Origin of the sequence: Paenibacillus glycanilyticus (assembly GCF_030161375.1) — a bacterium.
In the GTDB taxonomy this organism is placed as follows: domain Bacteria; phylum Bacillota; class Bacilli; order Paenibacillales; family Paenibacillaceae; genus Pristimantibacillus; species Pristimantibacillus glycanilyticus_B.
The window spans coordinates 475288-496610 of the sequence record NZ_BSSQ01000014.1; the positions used below are offsets into that span (position 1 = coordinate 475288).

The 21323-nt window shown below is 49.6% G+C and carries 18 protein-coding genes and 1 riboswitch; of the genes, 10 read left to right on the plus strand and 8 right to left on the minus strand.

Annotation, left to right across the window (positions count from 1 at the left end; all coding sequences use genetic code 11):
* Positions 1 to 494: 494 nt before the first annotated feature.
* Entirely contained in the window at positions 495 to 2108 is a 1614-nt protein-coding gene (locus tag QQK89_RS18730; RefSeq protein ID WP_284240163.1) for a response regulator, read from the minus strand.
* Entirely contained in the window at positions 2105 to 3937 is a 1833-nt protein-coding gene (locus QQK89_RS18735; RefSeq protein ID WP_284240164.1) for a cache domain-containing sensor histidine kinase, read from the minus strand. Before QQK89_RS18735 ends, QQK89_RS18730 begins: the two co-directional genes overlap by 4 nt.
* A gap of 160 nt (positions 3938 to 4097) precedes the next feature.
* Between QQK89_RS18735 and QQK89_RS18740 the strand changes: the two genes are divergently transcribed.
* The 4 genes from QQK89_RS18740 (at position 4098) to QQK89_RS18755 (ending at position 8370) form a co-directional block, all read left to right on the plus strand.
* Positions 4098 to 4955: a carbohydrate ABC transporter permease gene (locus QQK89_RS18740; RefSeq protein WP_434481720.1), complete on the plus strand. Its 858-nt coding sequence runs from the start codon at positions 4098 to 4100 to the stop codon at positions 4953 to 4955.
* Between the two features lies 1 nt (position 4956).
* Positions 4957 to 5787: a carbohydrate ABC transporter permease gene (locus QQK89_RS18745; RefSeq protein ID WP_284240166.1), complete on the plus strand. Its 831-nt coding sequence runs from the start codon at positions 4957 to 4959 to the stop codon at positions 5785 to 5787.
* Between the two features lie 116 nt (positions 5788 to 5903).
* Positions 5904 to 7217, plus strand: coding sequence for an ABC transporter substrate-binding protein (locus QQK89_RS18750; RefSeq protein ID WP_284240167.1), 1314 nt, complete (start codon positions 5904 to 5906; stop codon positions 7215 to 7217).
* Positions 7218 to 7425: 208 nt separating this feature from the next.
* Positions 7426 to 8370, plus strand: coding sequence for a ribose-phosphate diphosphokinase (locus QQK89_RS18755; protein WP_284240168.1), 945 nt, complete (start codon positions 7426 to 7428; stop codon positions 8368 to 8370).
* Positions 8371 to 8749: 379 nt separating this feature from the next.
* On the opposite strand, the gene QQK89_RS18760 is transcribed toward QQK89_RS18755, so the two are convergent.
* From QQK89_RS18760 to QQK89_RS18785, 6 genes are all read right to left on the minus strand, one after another.
* Entirely contained in the window at positions 8750 to 9316 is a 567-nt protein-coding gene (locus tag QQK89_RS18760) for an NUDIX hydrolase (protein ID WP_284240169.1), read from the minus strand.
* Positions 9317 to 9571: 255 nt separating this feature from the next.
* Positions 9572 to 10558, minus strand: a complete 987-nt coding sequence (locus QQK89_RS18765) for a Gfo/Idh/MocA family protein (protein WP_284240170.1) — start codon at positions 10556 to 10558, stop codon at positions 9572 to 9574.
* A 73-nt stretch (positions 10559 to 10631) separates the two neighbouring features.
* The gene (locus QQK89_RS18770) at positions 10632 to 11564 is read right to left on the minus strand and encodes a DMT family transporter (RefSeq protein WP_284240171.1); all 933 of its coding nucleotides are present in this window, start codon (positions 11562 to 11564) and stop codon (positions 10632 to 10634) included.
* Between the two features lie 218 nt (positions 11565 to 11782).
* Positions 11783 to 11960, minus strand: a riboswitch (FMN riboswitch).
* A 91-nt stretch (positions 11961 to 12051) separates the two neighbouring features.
* A complete protein-coding gene (locus QQK89_RS18775; RefSeq protein ID WP_284240172.1) occupies positions 12052 to 13110 on the minus strand; it encodes an LLM class flavin-dependent oxidoreductase in 1059 nt (352 codons plus the stop codon).
* A 175-nt stretch (positions 13111 to 13285) separates the two neighbouring features.
* On the minus strand, positions 13286 to 14176 hold the full coding sequence (locus QQK89_RS18780) for an NAD-dependent epimerase/dehydratase family protein (protein ID WP_284240210.1): 891 nt from the start codon (positions 14174 to 14176) through the stop codon (positions 13286 to 13288).
* A 2-nt stretch (positions 14177 to 14178) separates the two neighbouring features.
* Entirely contained in the window at positions 14179 to 14934 is a 756-nt protein-coding gene (locus tag QQK89_RS18785; RefSeq protein ID WP_284240173.1) for a glycosyltransferase family 2 protein, read from the minus strand.
* 334 nt (positions 14935 to 15268) lie between these two features.
* On the opposite strand from QQK89_RS18785, the gene QQK89_RS18790 reads away from it, so the two are divergent.
* The 6 genes from QQK89_RS18790 to QQK89_RS18815 all read left to right on the plus strand — a co-directional run bounded on the left by QQK89_RS18790 (position 15269) and on the right by QQK89_RS18815 (position 21234).
* Complete coding sequence (locus QQK89_RS18790; RefSeq protein ID WP_284240175.1) at positions 15269 to 16129, plus strand: PRD domain-containing protein; 861 nt, start codon at positions 15269 to 15271, stop codon at positions 16127 to 16129.
* 40 nt (positions 16130 to 16169) lie between these two features.
* Positions 16170 to 16655: a PTS sugar transporter subunit IIA gene (locus tag QQK89_RS18795; protein WP_284240176.1), complete on the plus strand. Its 486-nt coding sequence runs from the start codon at positions 16170 to 16172 to the stop codon at positions 16653 to 16655.
* 25 nt (positions 16656 to 16680) lie between these two features.
* Positions 16681 to 18129 (plus strand): N-acetylglucosamine-specific PTS transporter subunit IIBC, encoded by a 1449-nt coding sequence (nagE, locus tag QQK89_RS18800; RefSeq protein WP_284240177.1) that lies wholly within the window; start codon positions 16681 to 16683, stop codon positions 18127 to 18129.
* Positions 18130 to 18164: 35 nt separating this feature from the next.
* On the plus strand, positions 18165 to 18428 hold the full coding sequence (locus tag QQK89_RS18805; RefSeq protein WP_284240178.1) for an HPr family phosphocarrier protein: 264 nt from the start codon (positions 18165 to 18167) through the stop codon (positions 18426 to 18428).
* A gap of 12 nt (positions 18429 to 18440) precedes the next feature.
* Positions 18441 to 20195, plus strand: a complete 1755-nt coding sequence (ptsP, locus tag QQK89_RS18810; RefSeq protein WP_284240179.1) for a phosphoenolpyruvate--protein phosphotransferase — start codon at positions 18441 to 18443, stop codon at positions 20193 to 20195.
* Between the two features lie 154 nt (positions 20196 to 20349).
* Positions 20350 to 21234, plus strand: coding sequence for a pirin family protein (locus QQK89_RS18815; protein WP_284240180.1), 885 nt, complete (start codon positions 20350 to 20352; stop codon positions 21232 to 21234).
* Positions 21235 to 21323: the final 89 nt, after the last annotated feature.

A 21323-nucleotide genomic window follows, 5' to 3' on the forward strand; every position in this document is an offset into this window, starting at 1 on the left:
CCTCCCCATCTTACGTTAGTTTGGCTATGTTGCACGTAGTGCAATATATTTCCCTTTAATTAGGCCAATGCGCAAATTATACTGCACGGAATACAGGATATGAGGTGGTTTAGAACCCTTATAGGCATTTTTTAACTTCTATCCTGCATCTTGTGCAGGATATCTCTAGTTAGTGGGCTCATACGCCTAAATATGCTGCATTTCGTGCAACGCAAGCGAAGTGATCGGCGGGGGGGACTTTGATTGAGGTTTTTTTTTCATTTGTGAACCTACTTTTTAAGACAGGTTTTACAAAAACGGAGAAGTTCGAATGATTCTGGAGAAATTAAAAGCTTTCTGAAAGAAAGCTACTTCGAAAGTATAAGCTTATGTCCGCCTTTTCTCGGGGATTCCAACATTGAATTAATCTGATAAGGGAACCCCCGAGCAACAGCGGTCGGAAGAACATTCGTATTCGCAGTTTGCAGCTTAAAACCTTCTTAATCAGTATAGGCTCACATTTTCCTGTACTGGTTGGGCGATTGCCCCTCAAACTTCTTAAACACCTTGCTGAAATATTTATCGTCGTCATAGCCGACCATTTCGGCGATTTGAGCGATTTTCAGATTCGGATTTTGCAGCAGCAGCTTAGCTTTCTCGACCCGGATACGACCAAGATAGTCGAATACATTCTCGCCCATTTCCTGCTTGAAGCGGCGTGAAATATATTCCCTGCTCAAATAGAAACGTTCCGAAATATCCTGCAGCGTTACTTCGCGGTTATAATGCTGCTCCATGTATTTCGCGATGTCGCGCATGACGCTATGCTCTTTGTTGCCACCGGCGCCTGTTAGGGCGGCATATGCAGTGAGCCCGTTAATTAGCTCGCGTCTGCATAACTCGAGCGACAGCTTGCCCTCTTCATCGAGCAGCACCGATAACGGCAAGCCGGAAGGCGGTTCGAGCGGTTCATCCCGCACCTGCTTCACGGCCAGTTCTTGATTCCACCGGCTTAGCATCGCTTCGTATTCGAAGCGCCACAGCTCCACCTGCTCCAGGCTGACCGACGGCAGCATCCGGGCAGCTTCCAAGAAGCTATCGACCGCGGCTTCCAGATCCTTTTCTTTCCCGCTCCATACCGCCAGACGGAACCGTTCCTCATAACTTGCAATACTTAGCGAATGAACTCCCGCTTTGCGTCCGCTTTCCTGGCTATGAATATAGCTGCTGCCGGTCAGCAGGTTTCTTTGTTTTAATGCCATCCGTCCTGCCTGATAAGAAGCCGAAAGTCCTCCAGGGAAAGGCATCGCTTGACCTACGCCGTAATGGAAACGGCCATGGATCGTTTGCTCAATCCCATCCGTAATCCGCGCCAGTATCGTCTCCCATTGGGCCAACCGGTCCCATAACAATAGGATAATCTCATGCTCGCTGTTCCAATAACGGAAGGCGAACCCGACATTGTTATGCCTTAGTATTTCGTTAGCTACATTGATAAGGCAAAAAGTCAGCAAATCCCTGTTGCCGCTGAACTTACGGGAGATTTGCGGCTCAAGCATCTCCGTGCTCAGAATGATTACTTGGCTTGCCGTTACCCGTTCCAGCTTAAACTCTTCCCTCAAGTCTGCCGGTACGCTTGCATTCCCGGATACGGCCGTCTCGCTGATTAACGTCGAGAACAACTTATCCCGATAAACGGGCTTGATCTGATTAATCTCCATATTGCGCTGCTGGTCCAGCTTTCGCGCGTGATCTTCCTGTTCCCAGCTCAGCTTCACCTTTTGCAGAGCTTCCATCAGCTGCTCCGGATCAATGGGCTTCAGCAAATAGTCTTGCCCGCCATATTTCATCGAGCTGCGCACAAGATGGAAATCGTCGTATCCGCTTATAACAATCGATTTACTCTTGCGGCCGTTCTCTTTCATCCAAGCTAGCAGCTCGACGCCATCCCGGTTTGGCATCCGCATATCCGTTATGACAATCTCGGGCGCAATACGCCCAAGCAGCTCGATGGCAGAGTCGCCGTTATCCGCTTCAAAAATCTGTTTGATCCCAAGCTGCTTCCAATCGATCAACAGCTTAATCGCTTCCCGCACATGTTGTTCATCGTCTACAATGAGTATGTTCATGCTCGTTCCTCCAACTCTTGCACAGGTATTCGCAGCGTGACGCTAAATCCTTGAGTAGGCGCCGAATCGATGCTCATCTCCGCTGCCTCGTTATAATAAAGCTTCAGCCGCATCCATACGTTGCTGATGCCGATGCTTTTTTGCTCCTCAAGCAAAGCTCCCGTTGAACGGAACAATAGCTGCCTTAACTCGCGCAGCTTGTCTTGCTCCATCCCGCTGCCGTTATCCTCGATTCGGATCATTAGCCATTTCCCTTCGTCCGCCACTTCCGAGAATAATCGCAATATGCCGCTGCGTCCCGAATTCTCATATCCATGCTTGAAATAGTTTTCGATTAGCGGCTGCAGCAGCATTTTGGGCACTTGAACCTGCAGCGATGCCGGGTCAATATCGTAATGCACGGTTAGCTGTTCGTTGAACCGCTGCTGCTGAAGCTCGAGATACGCTTTGGCGTGGTTAAGCTCCATGGCGAAAGGCACGACCGATTCGCTTGTGTTCATGTTGTACCGCATCATTTTCGCTATGGAAGTGATAAGCGTGTATACCTTTGGCACCCCAGCATGCAAGGCAAGCGTTCCGATCGATTGCAGCGCATTATACAAAAAATGCGGATTAATCTGCGCTTGCATCGCCCTCAGCTGATTGGTTTTATTGGCAATCTCTAGCCGGTATTCACTGTTGATCAGATCCCTGATCGTTTGAATCATCGTGTTGAAACGCCTTGCCAATATGCCGATTTCGTCCTTCCGGTCAACGGGCACCGCGACATTGAAATTACCGGATTGCACCTGATTGATATGGCCGATAAGCCGCTTGATCGGCTTGGTGAACTGGTACGATACAAGGAAGCTTGCGATGACCGCGAGCACCATAAACAGAGCTATAACCGACGTGTTGATCGCCCGAATTGCGGTTGCGCTCTCGTACACATAGGAGTACGGAAGCTGCTTCACGACCACCCAATCCATGTAATTGGTATGGAGTGTATCATAAATAACAATGCCTGAAAATGACTGATCCTTCCATTTCATGACGCCATTCTCCTGCTGGGAAGCAAGAACTTGGTCCGTCCATTTCAGCTCCGATTGGTCTCCTTGTCCATTAACCGAGCATATAAAATTTCGATTCCGGTCGATGATATACAGCTGCTCCTCGGAAGACATGGTCAGCTGCTTGCAAATTTGGTTCAGATCATCGGATTTGACATCCATGGACAAATAACCGATTACTTCGTCGCTGGGAGTCCGGATAATCGGCCGCCGCAAAGTGAAAACGCTTTCCTCTTTGACGGCGCGGCTCCAATCCAAATTATAATGGGCGCTAGTATGCGTCGCCTCCACAAACGGCTTGGAGCTTGAACCATTTCCCTCCGGCCACTCCAGCGGTTGGTTGAATCCTCTGCGGAAAAAACCGCGCGCCATCAAATACGTCAGCTTGCCTTCTCCGATCTGCAGCTGTATTTGGTGAATGCCGTTAGTAGACTGATAAATGTTCAGCATATGAGAATAAATCTGCAAATTATTTTTCTCGTCAAACATCTGCACGTTTACATTTGGCGACTCTCCCCGCTCAATTAAGGCATACAAAGAGTTGGACTTATTGATATTCATATAGACATCAAGCGAGTTTTCGTTGATTTTGTCCATATAGCCCAGGATGTTGTTTTTGCCAAGCGCCAGCAGGTTTTGATTCTCGTGAATCGACTGCTGCGTCACCTTGTCCTTGATGTAATAGTTCGAAATAATCATCGATACGGTAATCGGAATGATCGTGACGGCAAGCAACAACGCCATCAGTTTCCGGTTAATGCTCGTTGTGAACGCAAACATGACACCTTACCCCCAGGTCAATATATTACACCAAACCCATCATATCTATCGGTGGTTCAAATTTCAATAACTGTTTATAGTCTAGCTATACACCGATACTTAATGCCGCATTACGAAGGGGGACTCCAAATTGAACTTACGAAAAAGATCAAACGAATGGATGCAGCAGCTCGTATTTGTCGGGCCCGGCATGATTGTCTTCTCGATCATCGTGCTCATCCCGTTCCTGTTAGGCTTCTACTTTTCCTTCACGGAGTGGAACGGCCTTGATCTCGACAAAGCGAAATGGATCGGCATGGATAACATCCACCGTATCTTTATGAAGGACGATAAGTTCTGGGCATCGTTTAGATTTACGCTGAAATTTACCGTCGTAACGGTCGTTGTGACGAACGTTTTGGCTCTTACTCTAGGGCTATTGCTCACCCGCGCGATGCGGGGACGGAATACGCTCCGCACGATTTTCTTCCTGCCGAACATGATCGGCGGCATTCTGCTAGGTTACATCTGGCAGTTCATTTTCACAAAAGGCTTCAAAACGATTGGCGAAATGACCGGCTGGCATTTCTTCGAGCTTCCGTGGCTCGGCACGCCGGAGACCGGCTTCTGGGGACTCGTCATCGTATTCGTGTGGCAAACCACCGGCTACATGATGGTCATCTACATTGCGGCGATTGTTGGCGTACCGAAAGATTTAATGGAAGCCGCAACGATTGACGGAGCTACCTACTTCCAAACCGTTCGCAAAATCGTGATGCCGCTCGTTATGCCGGCGATTACCGTATGTTTGTTCCTGACTACTTCGGGCGCGTTCAAAATGTTCGACCTTAACCTGTCGCTCACCAAAGGCGGTCCGGGTACTTCTACTCAGTCGCTTGCTTATAACATTTATGCGGAAGCACTGGTTAACAACCGGTATGGACTTGGCACCGCCAAAGCGATGTTATTCTTCTTTGCCGTATCCATCATTGCCGTCACGCAAGTGTGGCTGACCAAACGGAAGGAGGTTGAAGCGTAACATGACCGCTTCCCGTTCCCGGCTTTGGGCCGTTGCAGCTGCGGCAATCCTGCTCGCTCTGCTGTTCATCGCGCCTTTTTATTTCGTACTCGTCAATTCCGTCAAAGCGCTCGGCGAGATTATGGTGGATGCCGCCTCTCTCCCGGACAAGTACTTGTTCTCGAATTACTCGAAGGTGTGGGATATTATTAAATTCCCGAAAGCTTTGCTGAACTCGGTCCTGATTACCGGAATCAGCGTAACCGGCATTGTAATCATCAGCGCCATGACCGGCTACCGGCTAGTACGCCGGCCAACCGTATTCAACAAAATCTTGTTTACGGCGTTTATTTCGGCGATGATCATTCCGTTCCAATCGGTTATGTTGCAGCTGGTTCGCGTAACAAGCTTCCTGGAGCTCCGCGCTAACCTCTTCGGGATCGTCGTCTGTTATCTTGGCTTTGGCTTATCGCTGTCCGTCTTCCTGTTCCATGGCTTTATCAAAAGCGTTCCGCTTGAGATCGAAGAAGCCGCGGTTGTAGACGGGTGCTCGCCTTACGGCGTATTCTGGCGGATTGTGTTCCCGCTGCTTCGTCCGATTATCGTGACCGTTATTATCCTGAACGGCTTATGGATCTGGAATGACTATCTCCTGCCCGTTCTAATCATCGGCTCGAACAAAGATCTGACGACCATTCCGCTTGCGATTACCCGCTTCTTCGGGCAATATACGAAGCAATGGGATCTCGCGCTTGCTGGACTAACGATGGGCATTATGCCGATTATCGTCATGTTTCTTCTGCTGCAAAAACATATTATCGAGGGGATCTCTTCGGGATCGCTCAAAGGCTGAAATCAATATTTTGCACTTTTCACGACAAAAACGTCTGTGTTTCTTGGTTTTAAGCTTCCATATAATCAAACTTGTAAAGAGAACAACCTTTTGACAAAAATGGGGAGGTTAACAAAATGAAGAAGCTTTCTATTCTACTCGCTGCAGCGATCCTGACTTTGACGGCTGCCGGCTGCGGCAACAACGGCAATAACAATGGCAACTCCGGATCCGAGGCTACAAACAAACCTGCCGAATCCGCCAACGCAACAACGGAAGCGACCGAAGCTCCGAAAAAAGACGTAACGATTAAGGTATTCCAGTTCAAGGTCGAGATTGCGGATGCGCTCAACCGGATGGCTGAAGAATATGAGAAAGAAACCGGCGTTAAAGTCCAAGTGGAAACGCATGGCGGCGGCGAAGACTATAATGCCCTGCTGAAAGCTGAAATCGCTTCCGGCTCCGAGCCTGAGATCTTCAACTCCGAAGGTTATGCCGCGCTTGAAGCTTACTACGACCGTGCAACCGACTTGTCCGGCGAAGCTTGGGCGAAAGACGTAATCCCTGCAGCAGCAGGTCCCGCGCAAGTGGACGGCAAGCTGCTCGGCATGCCGATGAACATCGAAGGCTACGGCATTTTCTATAACAAAGATTTGTTTGAGAAAGCGGGCATCACTACTCTTCCTAAGACGTTAACAGAGCTGGAAGCGGCCGCGAAAAAACTGCAAGACGCAGGCATCACGCCGTTCTCGACAACAAACGAATGGTGGTCGATCGGTCATCACACGATCAACGTTGGTCTTGCCGAACAGCCGGACCCAATCGCCTTCATCAACGGTACGAAAGACGGCAGCGCAAACTTCAAGGACAATGACGTATTCAAGAAATGGATCAACTATGTAGACGTTGTGTTCAAATACAGCCAAAAAGACAAGTTGACTACTGACTATGCAACGCAAGTAGCTAACTTCGCATCCGGCAAAGCCGCTATGATCCAACAAGGTAACTGGATCCAAGGCGACGTTGACAAAGTAGCGAAGCTGAACGTTGGCCTGCTTCCTATTCCGATTGACGACAGCGGCAACGCTCATATCTACACAGGCCCTGCAAACTTCTGGATCGTAAACAGCAAATCCAAAAACGCGGAAGAAGCGAAGAAATTCCTGGCGTGGATGGTTACTTCCGACACAGGCAAAACTTATCTGACGAAAGAATTCAAATTCATCCCTGCTCTTACTTCGATTAAACCTACGGCTGATGAAATCGGTCAAATGGGCGTAGCGGTATCCGAGCAAGCGGCAACAGCGGGCGGCTGGCATTGGGGCCGTTACCCAGACGGCGTACCGCAAGGCTGGGGCGCTGCGATGCAAGAATACCAAGGCGGTTCGATTGACAAAGACCAGCTTCTCGACAAGTTGGAAAAAGCGATTCAAGAAATCGTAGAGAAGTGAGAAAACCTCTAACGAGGCTTCTCGAAGAGGCGTGATAGGAATCAACCGGTTAGCGGTCTTGAAAGGTCTACAGCAGACTTTTCAAGGCTGCTTTCTTTTTTACAACAACATGGTCCCGGTTCATTTTGGTTCGATGGTAATTTTGAATTTGTATTGGGAAAGGCTATAATGGAATTAACTGTATCAGGACGTAAGGAGATAATAGCCGATGAAAAACGTAAAAATCTTTTCCGGTTCATCAAACCGCCCTCTCGCGGAAGAATTGTGCCGGCAGCTAGACGTACCCCTTGGAGACATTGAAATCTCCAGACTGGCAAGCGGCGAAATCAGCTTGCGTTACATAGAGTCCATTCGCTCGGCGCATGTCTATATCGTGCAATCGCTGTCGCATCCGGTCAACGAGCATTTGGTCGAACTTATGATTATGATCGATGCGGCAAAACGCGCTTCCGCCAAGACCATTAACATCGTAATGCCTTATTACGGTTATGCCCGCCAGGAGCGCAAGTCCGCTCCGCGCGAACCGATTTCCGCAAAGCTTGTTGCCGACGTGTTAACTACGGTTGGCGCCGACCGCTTAATCACGGTTGACCTGCATGCAGATCCGATTCAAGGATTTTTCGAAATTCCGGTTGACCATATTACCGCCCTTGATCTCATTACGGATTATTTGAAGGCGAAGAACATTCCGAATCCCGTCGTTGTTTCGCCGGATGCCGGACGGGCCACAACCGCCGAGAAGCTGGCGAACTACATGGATTGTCCGTTCGCGATTATGATCAAGAACAGGCCCGCCCACAATGCTTCCAAAATCACTCATATCATCGGTGAAGTCGAAGGCAGAACGCCGATTATTATTGAAGATCTGATTGATACAGGCGGCACCATTATCAAGGTCGTGGAAGCTCTCCACAAACGGGGTGCCAACGACGCCTATATTTGCGCGACACATGGCCTCTTCTCGGAGAATGCGCTGGAGAAGCTGTCGCATCCTTTCATTAAAGAAGTCGTCATTACCGACACGATTGCGATCAACCCTAACCATTCGGACAAGTTTATCGTGCTGCCGATGGCTGATCTTCTGGCGAATGCTTTGCGGATCATTAATAATGGCGGATCGATAAACAGATTGTTTAAGACGAAGCAGATGTGATGTTTGTTAATAGCATGCTGCAGGAAAGTATCTTCTTCCAGTTGCCATTGGGATCATGAAATTTGATTGGAATTTTAGTTGTAATTTCATGAGTCCCAAAAGCAAGCGCTGCGCTCTTCCAGAAGATACTTTCCTTCCGCACATTAACGAACTCACAAACGCTTCACCCAAACAATCTGTTTGGGTGGGAAGAGAACAACAAGGGCTGAACCAATCGTCATGCTCATTGACGAATGGTTCAGCCCTGTTTGTTTATATGTAGTCTTAACGATGTGGCGCATCGTTTAGCTCCTACTTCCTGCTGTTGTTTGGACCCTTAAACGTTGCGGGGCATCGTTAAGGGTCCAAACAGCTGCCCAGAATACCGGCCGGTTTTGGTTTACTTGATCCGGTATAGTCCGTATTTCTTGAGGCTTTCGCGAATCGGAGTTTTATCTTCTTCGAGGCCAGCGGTACCGCCATTTAAGGCCAGGTCGACCTGCCAGGCGGTTAAGTCGGCAACGTTCATCGACTCCATCTCCTCCAGGCTGTAGAAGCCCGCGCCGTCTACTTCTACGCCGTCCGGTTTAGGTACGCCGTCAATGTATTCCATTTCGAAAGTAATATAAATATCATGAACCGAATGAGGACGGTCTCGCAGTCCGATAATCCTAGTAACGATCGCGCGGACGCCGGTTTCTTCCCATACCTCGCGGGCAATTGTTCCCCTGATCTGCTCGAATTGCTCGATATAACCGCCAGGCGTTGTCCAATACCCTTTGCCCGGCTCCTGCGCGCGCCTGACGAGCAATATTTTGTTGTCTTTCACAACGCATGCGCCTACGCCTACGCTATAGTTGCCCCAATGAACAAAGCTGCAGCTCGGACAAGCTTTACGGTCTTCTCCGCCTATTTCGCGAACCTCCAGCTTATCGCCGCACGCCAAGCAGAAATTAATGTTCTCCATTCTAAAAGCCCCCTGTCTTACGATAATGGAAAATAGCCAACAATATAGTGAACATTATACCGCAGCTTTACTTTCATTTGTCTTTATTTTTTTATGTATTCCTAACCTTCCTTTCAGCTTTGTTTAATCTTAGCAGAACATAATTAACCATACTCCCTATTTGATATAGCTTGTCTCTTGGGCCCGCATTCCCGATGCGGGCCACTTTTTTTTGTATAAGAAAAAACCGGCTCAAATTTGAACCGGTCTAACCTTTTATTCAAATGGATAACGAAGTCCCCACTGCCGGCGGATTTCGTCCATCGTCCGCATTAGCTGAAGAGATTCATCAAGCGGAATAATGTCGCTCTCCAGCTTGCCTTCGCGGAGATATTGGCCAGCCGCTTCGGCTTCATATACAAAACCAAGCGTAGAACGGTTGTCTGCGAAGGTTTCTTCCGTTCCATCCTCCTGAGTAATTGTTGCAGATTTGGCATTAAAGAAGGAAGGAATACGAATGGAACCTTTTGTCCCCACTATGTAGGCATCGCTGCCGGAATTCAGCCGGATGGCTGATGTCAGCATCGCCGTCTGGCCGCCTTCGTACGTGAGCAGCATGCTGTTCTCCTCATCGATTCCGGTCTCGCCCAGATGAGCCGTACTGAGCACCTGCTTAGGCTGCCCCCCAAACAACATCGAAGCCAAAGATAACGGATAAATGCCTACGTCAAGCAAAGCGCCGCCGGCTAGCTCGGGATTAAACAAACGTCCTTCAGGATTAAATCCGGTACGGAAACCAAAGTCGGCTTTCAGGAGACGTAGTTCTCCAATTCGGCCTTCTTCAATCCATTCGCGGACTTTGCGAATAACCGGCAAAAACCGCGTCCACATGGCTTCCATTAGGAAAATCCGATTTTCTCTTGCGTACTGCACGATTTCTTCTGCTTCCTTCACGTTAACGGTGAAAGGCTTCTCGCATAATACCGCTTTGCCTGCGCGCAGACATTGTAGCACGTTCGCCCTATGGGTAGGATGAGGCGTCGAAACGTAAATAATGTCGATCTCGGCATCATTCACCAATTCCTCATAACTTCCATAGGCTTTTTTTCCGCCGTATTTACCGGCAAATTCGGTTGCCTTCTCTAACGAACGCGAGCCAACGGCAGTAAGTTCCGCATTGCTGGCAAACGCCAGATCGCGAGCGAATTGGGACGCTATCCCACCAGGGCCAAGTATGCCCCATTTGATCGTTTTGTTCTCCATTATTCCTGCACCTCCAAACGCAGTATATCAGCATTCCCGCTGATATGAAAGCGTTTAAAGACGCATAATTCTCTTAATTTTGCTGTCTTGAAATGATATATAACGTAAACCAGATAAATACAAAACCTACAAGCTGCGCAGAAGTAATGACCTGGCCAAACACGAACCAGTTAAGCAAGACGCCAACCATCGGGAAGCTAAGCTCGGCGATCGTTGCGTAAGAAGCTTTGATTTTACTCAGACCTTTATAATAGAGAAGCAAGCTGAGCAGCCCCGGCAGAAGCGCTTGAAGCAGCAGATTAACGATAACAGCTGTAAGATCCGTACCTTCAGCAAGCTTCCAAGCCGCTCCTTCCGACCATGTAATGACAAGCAGCAGCGGCAATGCCATCATAAATCTCAGTGAAGTAACCGTTTCGTATTTCATGCTGCCAAGCAGGTAACGCCCCATGACCGTCGAACCGCCCCATAACGCAGCGGCGCCAAGCGACAATAGGCTGCCTACTTGAACGAATTCATTCATATGGCCAAACGGCAATGAAAATCCAAATGTCAGAAAATACGTTCCGATCATCGCAATTACAAGCAATGGGCCAATTTTCTTAGGCAGCAGCTCTTTCAACAGAATTCTTGCCATAACGATCGCAAACAGCGGCTGCAGCTTCTGCAACAATAGAACCGCATTGGGATTGCCATGCACCAGACCTTGCGTGAACAGAATGGTTGCAAGCGCCGACCCGCCCCAAGATACAAACAGCAAGGCGCCAAGCTGGCGAAGCCTGACTCCGCGAAGATCCGCTCGAAATTTCCATAATACAGGCGCAGCGGCTAGAAATAAAATAACATGCTCCAGCAATACAATTTGCGTTGAAGTCAACGTCTTGAGCAATATGATCCGGAATACCGGATCTACTCCCCATAACGCTGCCCCTAGGACAACCAGCCAAAACTCCGGCCTCACGGGTGATTTGGTGCGAATAAGCGGTGTAGCAGTAACATTGTTCATCTTAATACCCTTTCTGAATACAGGACCCAAGGTGAAACGGCTTCGCCGTCCCTAGGCGGGAAAGCGCGTTTCATTCCGATGAATTCTAAGCGTCTATAGGATAAAACCTATAAATGCTTAGAATTGAAAAAGCCCCGATCCGCTTGTTGCTCGCGAATCGGGGCCAACTTAAATAAACTTGCGTTCCGGCTATACTAACGCCTTCCGCAGTTTATTCAAGCGATCTTCTATCATCCGGACTATACCGTCGGCCTTGGAATTGCACCAAGTCAGTCCCCTTGCTGTTAGACAGCTCAGGGAGTCGCGGGCTTTGTTATTCCCTTTCCCTTAATAGTCAGAGTAATGGGAATAACATTTACCGCCGGTCAGGAATTTCACCCTGCCCCGAAGATCCTTATTCTGTTCATTTGAAATAATTTGGATTGAGTATAACGCCGATGCTTCCGAGTTGTCTAGTAGGAATAGAATTGTTTTATCGGCCAATCGATTAAACCTTTATTTGAAGCGATTCCCGGACAAGCGGCGCTACTTGCGTAGCGAGCAGCTTGATCGAGTGCTCCACCTGCGCTGGCGGCATGCCGCCAATGTCCATTTGCGCCATAAATCTCGAATGCCCGAACAGCTCGTGCTGGGCTACAATTTTCTCGGCAATCCGCTCAGGACTGCCAATTGCGAGCGACTCCGCCAATTTATTGAAATCGTCCCTCGAGAGAGGTTTTCCGTTCTCCTTGCCGCCCATGAACTGAAGATAGTACTTCGAATATCCGGCATAAAATTCATCCAACGCCTGTTCCGTCGTCTCCGCGACGTAACAATGGCCGGTTATGGCTACACGAAGCGTATCGTTGCCGTAACCGGCAGCCTGCCCCGCTTCCCTATAGCAATCGACCAAATGCTTGTACTTTGCCGGTTCGCCGCCAAGCAGCGCCAGCGCCATGCCTGCTCCTTGCCTGCCGGCAAGCGCCGCGCTCTCCGGCGTGCTGCCAACGCCTACCCATACCGGAATAGCCGCCTGCTGCGGACGTGGAGCAATCTCGGCATCCTCGAGAGGACTGCGAAGACGGCCGCTCCACGTAATGCGTTCCGAAAGATTTAATTGCCTCATTAATTCCAGCTTTTCGGCAAACAGCTCTTTATAATCATCAAGCTCGAATCCAAACAATGGGAAAGATTCAATATAAGCGCCGCGCCCGGCGATCATCTCGGCACGACCGTCCGAGATCAGATCAAGCGTCGCAAAATCCTCAAATACCCGTACGGGATCAGCGGTTCCGAGTACCGTTGTGGCGCTTGTAAGACGGATTCGGGAAGTCGCTTGCGCAATTGCCGCAAGCACAACCGGAGGAGAAGATAACGCAAAGTCCAGACGATGATGCTCCCCGACGCCAAACACGTCAATTCCCGCTTCATCGGCTATGATTGCCGCTCGAATGATCTCCTTCATTCGTTCTCCAGCCGACTTAAGACTCCCTGTCCGGGAATCATAAGCAAGATCGCCTAATGTATAAACTCCAAATTCAAACGTTTTGTCATTTCTTGATGGCATCCGTAAGTCCTCCTCAGCACAGCCAACCAAATCTTTATTCTCTAATGATTTGCCATGCTTCCATTCCTATTCATGTACGCAAAGTAAGTAATATACGTAAAGTAAGTAAATGTCTAGTGTAATTGTGCCTAATTCTGTCCCTCTAGTCAAGCCTCGCTTCAAAAAAACAAGGCCGTTACTCCTGCTCCGCATACCAGCCGATTGTTCTTGTCAGCCCTTCTACAAGGGAAAATCGAGGTTTCCATCGCACCTCATCCCTAAGTCTGCCTACATCAGCCCCAATAATAATGGGCTCTTTCGGAGGTTCATTCCCGAATATAATCTTGTCCTCGCTGCCCATCAAGGTACCGATCTGCAAAGCAAGTTGCTTCAGTTGAATCGGCTTGCCGTTTGCAATATTTACCGTTCCTTCGCATCCGCTTTCGAATAAAGCGACGAATGCGTCCGCTGCATCTTCTATATAAATGTAGTCTCTATTAAGATCTCCGAATTTGCAAAAAGCTTCCCGCTTGTTTATAAGCGAAGTAATGATCGAGGCTACAAGCCGGTTCCCTGGATCATGCGGACCAAAAAGGTGAAACACCCTGCCCCATGCCGCGCTGAAACCTGCGATTTGCGCGTAGGATTCCAGCCAGATCCGCAAGCTGTTTTTGCTTGCCGCATAAGCATTTGCAAACGAATCGGGGGATGAATTTTCTGTAAGCAGCCCTTCCTCCCACCTATATTCCGCACCTGTTCCAGCTACTACTACGCGTTGTCCGCCGCATTGAACGAAATGATGAATGAGCGCCATGCTATTCCTCGTCCATTCGTAATTGGCAAGCGACCGGTAACATTGCGGCGGGACCGCATCCCATGCAAGATGGATCAAGGAATCCGGTTTTACGCTCTTTATAAACTTTACTCCCTCATCTCCATTCAGCAGATTCACGCGATGCCATATCCCGCCTGTTGCAAGGGGAGTTTGCCGATAGGTGGCATGAACTTCATACCCTTTGTCAAGCAGCAGCGCAACAACGTAACGACCAATCCAGCCGGTAGCACCGGTAACGGCAACCTTATGCATCATTATCTAATCCTTATCTGTTTATATTCCGGATGTAATCGCAAATCTCCTGTGACCGCCGCATAACTCAAATACTGCAACTCAAGTTCCTTCGCGTTCATGGGATGATGGCTTCCCATGTTGCGGCGCAAGGCGGATTCCGGGATTGTTGGACCAATCTGAAGTTTTCTTGCGCGCATCGGATTTGTCCAGGGACTATATGAAAACTTGAAAATGAAAGTGGGTTGCAACAGCACCTCATGGGCTCTCGTTGTCCAATGCCTGCCTGCAGTATAGTGACCGCTCTTGTGCTTATGAATAAATCGGTTCGCATACAAATTCGACGCTGACGGAAAAACGCCATGATAACGCTGCTTAACCAGCGGCAAGGCGTACACGGGATCATTATAATAACCGTCAGGATCAACCATCGTAATGGTCCGGATCCCATACATTTGCCCGCCGAGCCTATCCATAATCGGAAACAATTGCTTGCCGTAACGGCCGACAAGAAACTCCGTCGTATTCAGCACCATTTTCCATCCCTGTACGGTTTTCTCCAAATCCATCACTTCGTTATCCACATCGACCGCATGAAAATCCGGCACCTTGGAATCCCGAATTTCCCAATGCGGAGCCAACTTCCGGATCCATTCGACCGACTTATCCGTTGATCTGCGGTTAATCAGAATCCCATGATCAAATAATGGGACGTGGTGCGCCAGCCACCATGGCAGCAAATATTCCTCATTATAGAAGTGGGAAATAAGCGTCGCCATTTGGTCACCTCCGCTGTTCTAGCAGTCTACTTTATATACCTTATCTACCATTATATGAATGCGAAATAGAAGAGGTTCTCCACTCCCCGCAACCTTCCTGTAGGTCTCCGGAATCACTCCCAAAGGAATAAAAGAACGAAATATTTTTCAATTGACGTAAACGGTTGCATGATTTATAGTGAGAACGAGCCAAATATATAACAAGCCTTTTGGCATGTTACTAGTTCGACTAGGCATGAGCCAAGGAGAGTATCCGCCCGAATTACCGGCGGTGTCTTTTCTTGGTTTTTTTGTGCTCAAATTGGGGAATTTACTACTGAGAGGAGGGATTGACGTGGGGATCAAAGGACAACTTCGGATCGATCGGATCGTTGGCAATAATGTCATCCTAACGATGGAGCCGAACTCATCGAGAGAATATGTACTGTTTGGCAAAGGCATTGGCTTCTCGTGCAAAGGCCAGAAATTTATCGATGCCGAAGACCCACGAATTGAGAAGCGTTACCGGCTGGATGATCGGGATAAGGCATTGCATTACCACTCTTTGCTTGAAGAATTGGATCCCGAAGTGGTGCAAATCTCAGAGCAGATCATTGATGAGATTCGAGAGCGGCTCGGCACTCCTGTCGATCCGAAAGTGTATTTCGCTTTGCCGAGTCATATTCAATTTGTTGTCTACCGGTTAAGAAACGGCATGGAGATCGTCAATCCTTTCCTGTATGAAACGAAAATGTGTTATCCCCAGGAGTACAAAATCGCGTCCAAGGCCGCAAAAATGATCAGCGAGAAATTCGACGTCATCATCCCTGAAGATGAAGTCGGCTTTCTGACGTATCACGTGTATTCGGCAGCAGGGTCCGTTACCGCTGGACAGCTGGTTCAGTTAACGGAGCTGATGAACGAGATCGTAGAGCGGATCGAAGAATGGCTTGGCACGCAAATGTCGAAGACGAGTTCGGATTATGCAAGGCTGATTATGCATCTGCGTTATATGATGGAGCGCATCCTGCAGAACAAAGAGACCGAAAATCCATTTTCTGCGGAAATACGAAACAAGATACCTACTGAGCATCAGAAGGCGGAAGTAATCGCGGCTTTGATCGGGGAAAGATTAAGCATGAAGGTTTCCTTAGATGAAATTGGTTACCTCGCCATGCATTTGTACCGGTTATTCCGGTCGGTGGATGCAGACTAACATAGACAAACAACAACATGGATAGCAAGGAGAAGATCATATGAAATGGTTTGGCAAAAAATCGAATTCCGTAAGTGTATCCGCGCCTCTGAGCGGCAAACTCGTTCCGCTTAGCGAGGTGCCGGATGAAGCATTCGCACAAGGCCTGATGGGAGAAGGCGTTGCAATCGAGCCGGAAGACGGACGTGTAGTTGCTCCGTTTGACGGTGTGGTCAGCCATTTGATCGATACGCATCACGCGCTCATCATTGAGCATTCGTCCGGCTTGCAGCTTCTCATTCACGTGGGAATCAACACGGTAGCCCTGAACGGCGATGGCTTCAAAGCGCTCGTAAGCACGGGAGATTCCTTCAAAGCAGGTCAAACGCTTCTGGAATGCGACCTGGACAAAATCCGCAATGCCGGTTATCCGGTGATAACCCCAATTATCGTAGCTAACGAGGATGGTGCCGAGAAAGTGGAATGCACCTTCAAATCCGTAAAAGCCGGTGATCCGGATACGATTAGGGTTATTTTGAAAACCTAAACTATTGACATGGAGTGAGGATAAGATGCTCGCATTTTTGCAAAAAATCGGTAAATCTCTAATGCTTCCTGTCGCGGCTTTGCCTGCGGCAGCCCTTCTGCTTCGTTTTGGCAATATCGATTATGTAAAGGATTTCGGCTTTGGACAATTTGGTGACTTCCTGAACCATTATATCGCGCCATTCCTTGCCGCCGGCGGCTCCGCAATCTTTGATAACCTGCCTCTCATCTTCGCAATTGGCGTTGCGATCGGGATGGCCGGCGATGCGGTTGCAACGCTTGCAGCTGTTATTGCGTATCTTGTGCTTACAAACGTACTCAGCAAGATTCCGGTTGTATTCACGAGTCTCGTTGAAAAAGACACAACGCTTAACATGGGTGTTCTCGGCGGTATTATCGCAGGTCTTGTCGCTTCTTACTTCTATAACAAGTACCATGACATTAAGCTGCCGGATTGGCTTGGCTTCTTTGGCGGCAAACGGTTTGTACCGATCATTACCTCGTTTGCAATGGTTATCGTCGGTTTGATCTTTGGCCTTATCTGGGGACCTGTCCAATCGGGTCTCGACACGTTTGGCCGTTGGATTGTAGATCTCGGCGGTATCGGCGCGTTTATCTTCATGACGGCTAACCGACTGCTCATCCCGTTTGGTCTGCACCATGTTATCAACGCGATCGCTTGGTTCCAAATCGGCGATTACACGGATGCTGCAGGCAATGTGGTACACGGTGACTTGCACCGCTTCTTTGCAGGCGACCCTACTGCGGGCATGTTCATGACAGGTTTCTTCCCGATTATGATGTTCGCCCTTCCGGCTGCTGCCTTCGCGATTATTCATTCGGCCAAACCGGAGAAACGCAAACTTGTATCTTCGATCTTTATCGGTTCCGCTCTTGCCTCGTTCCTGACAGGTATTACAGAGCCGCTTGAATTCGCGTTTATGTTCGTGGCTCCCGTGCTTTACGTGATCCACGCCGTCTTGACCGGTATTTCGGCTTGGCTTGTAGTTGAGCTTGGCATTCACCACGGCTTTGGTTTCTCGGCCGGTTTCCTGGATTATGCCATCAACTACCCGCTCTCGACGAAGGGCTGGATGATCATTCCGATCGGCCTCGTATACGCGGTTGTATACTATGTGCTGTTCCGCGTCGTAATCGTGAAGCTGAACCTCAAAACGCCTGGTCGCGAAGACGATGAACTCGTTGAGGAAGGCGGCAGCGCAGTTGCTCCTGCTGCTGGCGACGATAAAGCTAGCCAAGTGCTGGCAGCGCTTGGCGGTTCCGGCAATATCGAGAGCATTGACGCTTGTATTACCCGTCTTCGTCTCATCGTTAAAGATGATAAAGCGGTAAACGACGCTGAACTGAAACGTCTTGGCGCTGCCGGCGTCATGCGTCTTGGCAAAGGTGCCGTTCAGGCGATTTTTGGTACCCAATCGGAACGTTTGAAAGAACAAATCAAAAAACGGATGTAGTTAGAAATATATGGCAATACGTTTAGGAGGCAATCATGGTGGAGAAAGCATACGTAGTAATGAACCCGACGGGCATCCACGCCCGTCCTGCTAAAAAAATTGTTGAAGCGGCTAAAATTTGCGAAGGTACCGTTTATTTGGAGAAAGGCGGACGCAAAGTGAGCGCTAAAAGCTTGGTTAACGTCCTCTCGATCGGCGCAAAGCAAAACGATACGGTAACGGTCAGCGCTGAAGGAGAGAAAGCGGAAGCCGCGGTTGATGCTATTGGTGCGGTGCTGGCAACTGCGGAAGCAGAGTAAGGAGGCCCGCAAATGATGGCAACTGAGATTAAAGGAATCGCCGCATCGGAAGGTTATGCGATCGGCCGTGCGGTGATCCTCCGCGAAGAAGCAGCACCGCAAGGCATCACTTATATTGACGCTGGCCAAGAAGAAGCCGAGCTGACGCGATTTGACTCTGCGGTTACGGCGGCACGCGGTGAGCTTGAAGCGATTCATGCTCGCATGCTGGAAGACGGCCGCGAGAAGGAAGCGGAGATCTTCGAAGCTCATCTCATGCTGCTCGAAGATGAAGAGCTCATTGGCGCAGCGCAGGAGAAGATCCGCGGTCAACGTTACAAGGCGGAAGCCGCCATGAATAAAGCCGGCGAAGATGTGGCAAGCATGCTTGCCGCTCTCGATGACGAATATTTGCGGGAAAGAGCCGCGGATGTCCGTGATGTCAGCAAACGCGTGATCCGCAAGCTAAGCGGCGCAAGCGACTCCGATGCTATGCAAGCGGCTGCCGGAGATTCCAAGTCGAAGTCGATTTTGTTCGCTTTCGACCTAACTCCTTCGGATACCGCGCAGCTTGATCCTTCCGTTATTGGCGGCTTCGTGACCGCAGCGGGCGGACGTACTTCCCACTCCGCGATCATCGCGCGTTCGGTGGGAATACCTGCGATCGTGGGTGCAGGCGAAGCAGCGCTGCAGATTGAAGACGGCAAGCTGGTTATCGTTGACGGAGCGGCAGGACTTGTCCTCGTAGATCCGAAAGACGACGAATTGGCCCGTTATGAGGCCTTGCGGCAACAAGCGGAAGGCAAGCGCGCTCTTCTCGAGCAATTCCGCGGCAAACCGTCCGTCTCCGCTGACGGCCATCAGGTGGAGCTTGTTGCCAATATCGGCTCCGCCCAGGATGCCGTTGCGGCAAGCGAGCATGGTGCCGAAGGCGTTGGCTTATTCCGAACGGAATTCCTGTATATGGGCCGGCCGGATTTGCCTACCGAAGACGAGCAGTTTACGGCATACAAAGAAGTGGCTGAAGCGTTCGGCCATGGCGCCCCTATCGTTATCCGCACGATGGACATCGGCGGCGACAAGGAGTTGCCAAGCTTGCAGCTTGAGAAAGAAGACAATCCGTTTCTCGGGTACCGCGCGATCCGTATTTGCCTGGACCGTCCGGAACTGTTCAAGACGCAGCTCCGTGCCGTGCTGCGGGCAAGCGCTTTTGGCGAATTAAAAGTCATGTTCCCGATGATTGCAACGCTAGGCGAATGGCGCCAAGCGAAAGGGCTGCTCGAACAGGCCAAACAAGAGCTCCGAAGCGCAAATATCGCCTTCAACGAACAGATTGAAGCCGGCATCATGATCGAGATTCCCGCGGCAGCCCAGATGGCAGACCGTTTCGCCCGCGAGGTTGACTTCTTCAGCATCGGAACAAACGACCTTGTTCAATATACGATGGCTGCAGACCGGATGAATCCGAAGCTTGGTTATTTGTCTGATCCGCTCCATCCTCCTGTCCTGCGCTTGATCGATCAGGTTATTCGGGCGGCGCATAAGGAAAACAAGTGGGTTGGCATGTGCGGCGAAATGGCGGGAACGCCAATCGCCATTCCGATTCTGCTTGGCATGGGACTGGATGAATTCAGCATGAGCGCATCCGCCGTCCTTCCTGCCCGCGCGCTCCTCTCCCGTCTTGATCGCGCTAAGCTCGCTTCCCTAGCGGAAGCCGTGCTTGATCTGGATGATGCGGAGGCGGTACGAGCTTATGTAGAACAGCAGGTACCGGAGCTAAATCCATAAACCGCAGAAAGACAGCTTACAGCAGAAACATTGCTGCTGGAGGCTGTCTTTTTTCTTTGGTTACCTTCCCCTCTTTACATACTTACTTTTTTATAGTATCTTAATTTTAAGATAACTATTACTCATCACTTTCACATAAAGGAGTGCTTCAATCATGACAACTACTTTCCGGGCAATTGAAGGCGTATTTCAAGGAGCTCCCTTCCATATGGTTGGCGACGGCTTCCGGGTATCCAATTATTTCCCTGGGGGAACCAACTTCGGCCAGCGGTTCAGTCCTTTTATCCTGATGGATTATAATGCCCCATTCGTATTCCCGCCTAGCCGAGAGGCGAAAGGCGTCGGCGCTCACCCGCACCGCGGCTTCGAAACCGTTACGATCCCTTATGAAGGATCTGTCGAGCATCATGACAACATGGGCAACCACGGCGTAGTTGGTCCCGGCGATGTGCAATGGATGACAGCAGGTTCGGGATTGCTCCATAAGGAATACCATGAGAAAAGCTTTTCGGAGCAAGGCGGCTTGTTCCATATGATCCAGCTTTGGGTCAACCTTCCCCGGGCACACAAAATGCATGCCCCTAAATATCAGGAGCTGCTTAAAGCGGATATGGGATACGCTGAGCTTCCGGATGGCGGCGGTACGGTTCGCGTTATTGCGGGCAGCTACAACGGAGTAACCGGCCCCGCGCAAACCTTCACGCCAATTAACCTGTTCGATATGGCGTTCAAAGCAAACGGAACCGCAACCTTCGAGCTCCCTTCCGCCTACAATACGGCTGCTCTCGTGCTGAAAGGCAGCGCCGTTGTGAACGAAGACAAAACGGTATCGGAAGGGGATTTCATCCTTTTCTCCAATGTTGAAGGTGACATTCGAATCCAAGGATTAACCGATGATACCGTCGTGATCGTGCTGAGCGGCGAACCAATCGATGAGCCTGTCTTCCAGCAAGGACCTTTTGTAATGAATAGCAGGCAAGAAGTATTCCAGGCTTTCGTGGATTTCCAGGATGGCAAAATGGGAACAACCGATTTCTGAAAGAATGCATGGATTCAGTAGATATAAAACCAGCGGCAGCCATGGCTGCCGCTGGTTTTTATTATTCAAAATCCGCTACGGTAAATCTA

Bases quoted from the DNA above. Each gene is read 5' to 3' on its own strand.
- QQK89_RS18735 (WP_284240164.1), bottom strand. From the start codon at position 3,937: ATGTTTGCGTTCACAACGAGCATTAACCGGAAACTGATGGCGTTGTTG.
- QQK89_RS18730 (WP_284240163.1), bottom strand. From the start codon at position 2,108: ATGAACATACTCATTGTAGACGATGAACAACATGTGCGGGAAGCGATT.
- QQK89_RS18785 (WP_284240173.1), bottom strand. From the start codon at position 14,934: ATGGCGACGCTTATTTCCCACTTCTATAATGAGGAATATTTGCTGCCA.
- QQK89_RS18745 (WP_284240166.1), top strand. From the start codon at position 4,957: ATGACCGCTTCCCGTTCCCGGCTTTGGGCCGTTGCAGCTGCGGCAATC.
- QQK89_RS18815 (WP_284240180.1), top strand. From the start codon at position 20,350: ATGACAACTACTTTCCGGGCAATTGAAGGCGTATTTCAAGGAGCTCCC.
- QQK89_RS18750 (WP_284240167.1), top strand. From the start codon at position 5,904: ATGAAGAAGCTTTCTATTCTACTCGCTGCAGCGATCCTGACTTTGACG.
- QQK89_RS18765 (WP_284240170.1), bottom strand. From the start codon at position 10,558: ATGGAGAACAAAACGATCAAATGGGGCATACTTGGCCCTGGTGGGATA.
- QQK89_RS18805 (WP_284240178.1), top strand. From the start codon at position 18,165: ATGGTGGAGAAAGCATACGTAGTAATGAACCCGACGGGCATCCACGCC.
- QQK89_RS18755 (WP_284240168.1), top strand. From the start codon at position 7,426: ATGAAAAACGTAAAAATCTTTTCCGGTTCATCAAACCGCCCTCTCGCG.
- QQK89_RS18775 (WP_284240172.1), bottom strand. From the start codon at position 13,110: ATGCCATCAAGAAATGACAAAACGTTTGAATTTGGAGTTTATACATTA.
- QQK89_RS18760 (WP_284240169.1), bottom strand. From the start codon at position 9,316: ATGGAGAACATTAATTTCTGCTTGGCGTGCGGCGATAAGCTGGAGGTT.
- QQK89_RS18795 (WP_284240176.1), top strand. From the start codon at position 16,170: ATGAAATGGTTTGGCAAAAAATCGAATTCCGTAAGTGTATCCGCGCCT.
- ptsP (WP_284240179.1), top strand. From the start codon at position 18,441: ATGATGGCAACTGAGATTAAAGGAATCGCCGCATCGGAAGGTTATGCG.
- nagE (WP_284240177.1), top strand. From the start codon at position 16,681: ATGCTCGCATTTTTGCAAAAAATCGGTAAATCTCTAATGCTTCCTGTC.
- QQK89_RS18740 (WP_434481720.1), top strand. From the start codon at position 4,098: ATGCAGCAGCTCGTATTTGTCGGGCCCGGCATGATTGTCTTCTCGATC.
- QQK89_RS18770 (WP_284240171.1), bottom strand. From the start codon at position 11,564: ATGAACAATGTTACTGCTACACCGCTTATTCGCACCAAATCACCCGTG.
- QQK89_RS18780 (WP_284240210.1), bottom strand. From the start codon at position 14,176: ATGCATAAGGTTGCCGTTACCGGTGCTACCGGCTGGATTGGTCGTTAC.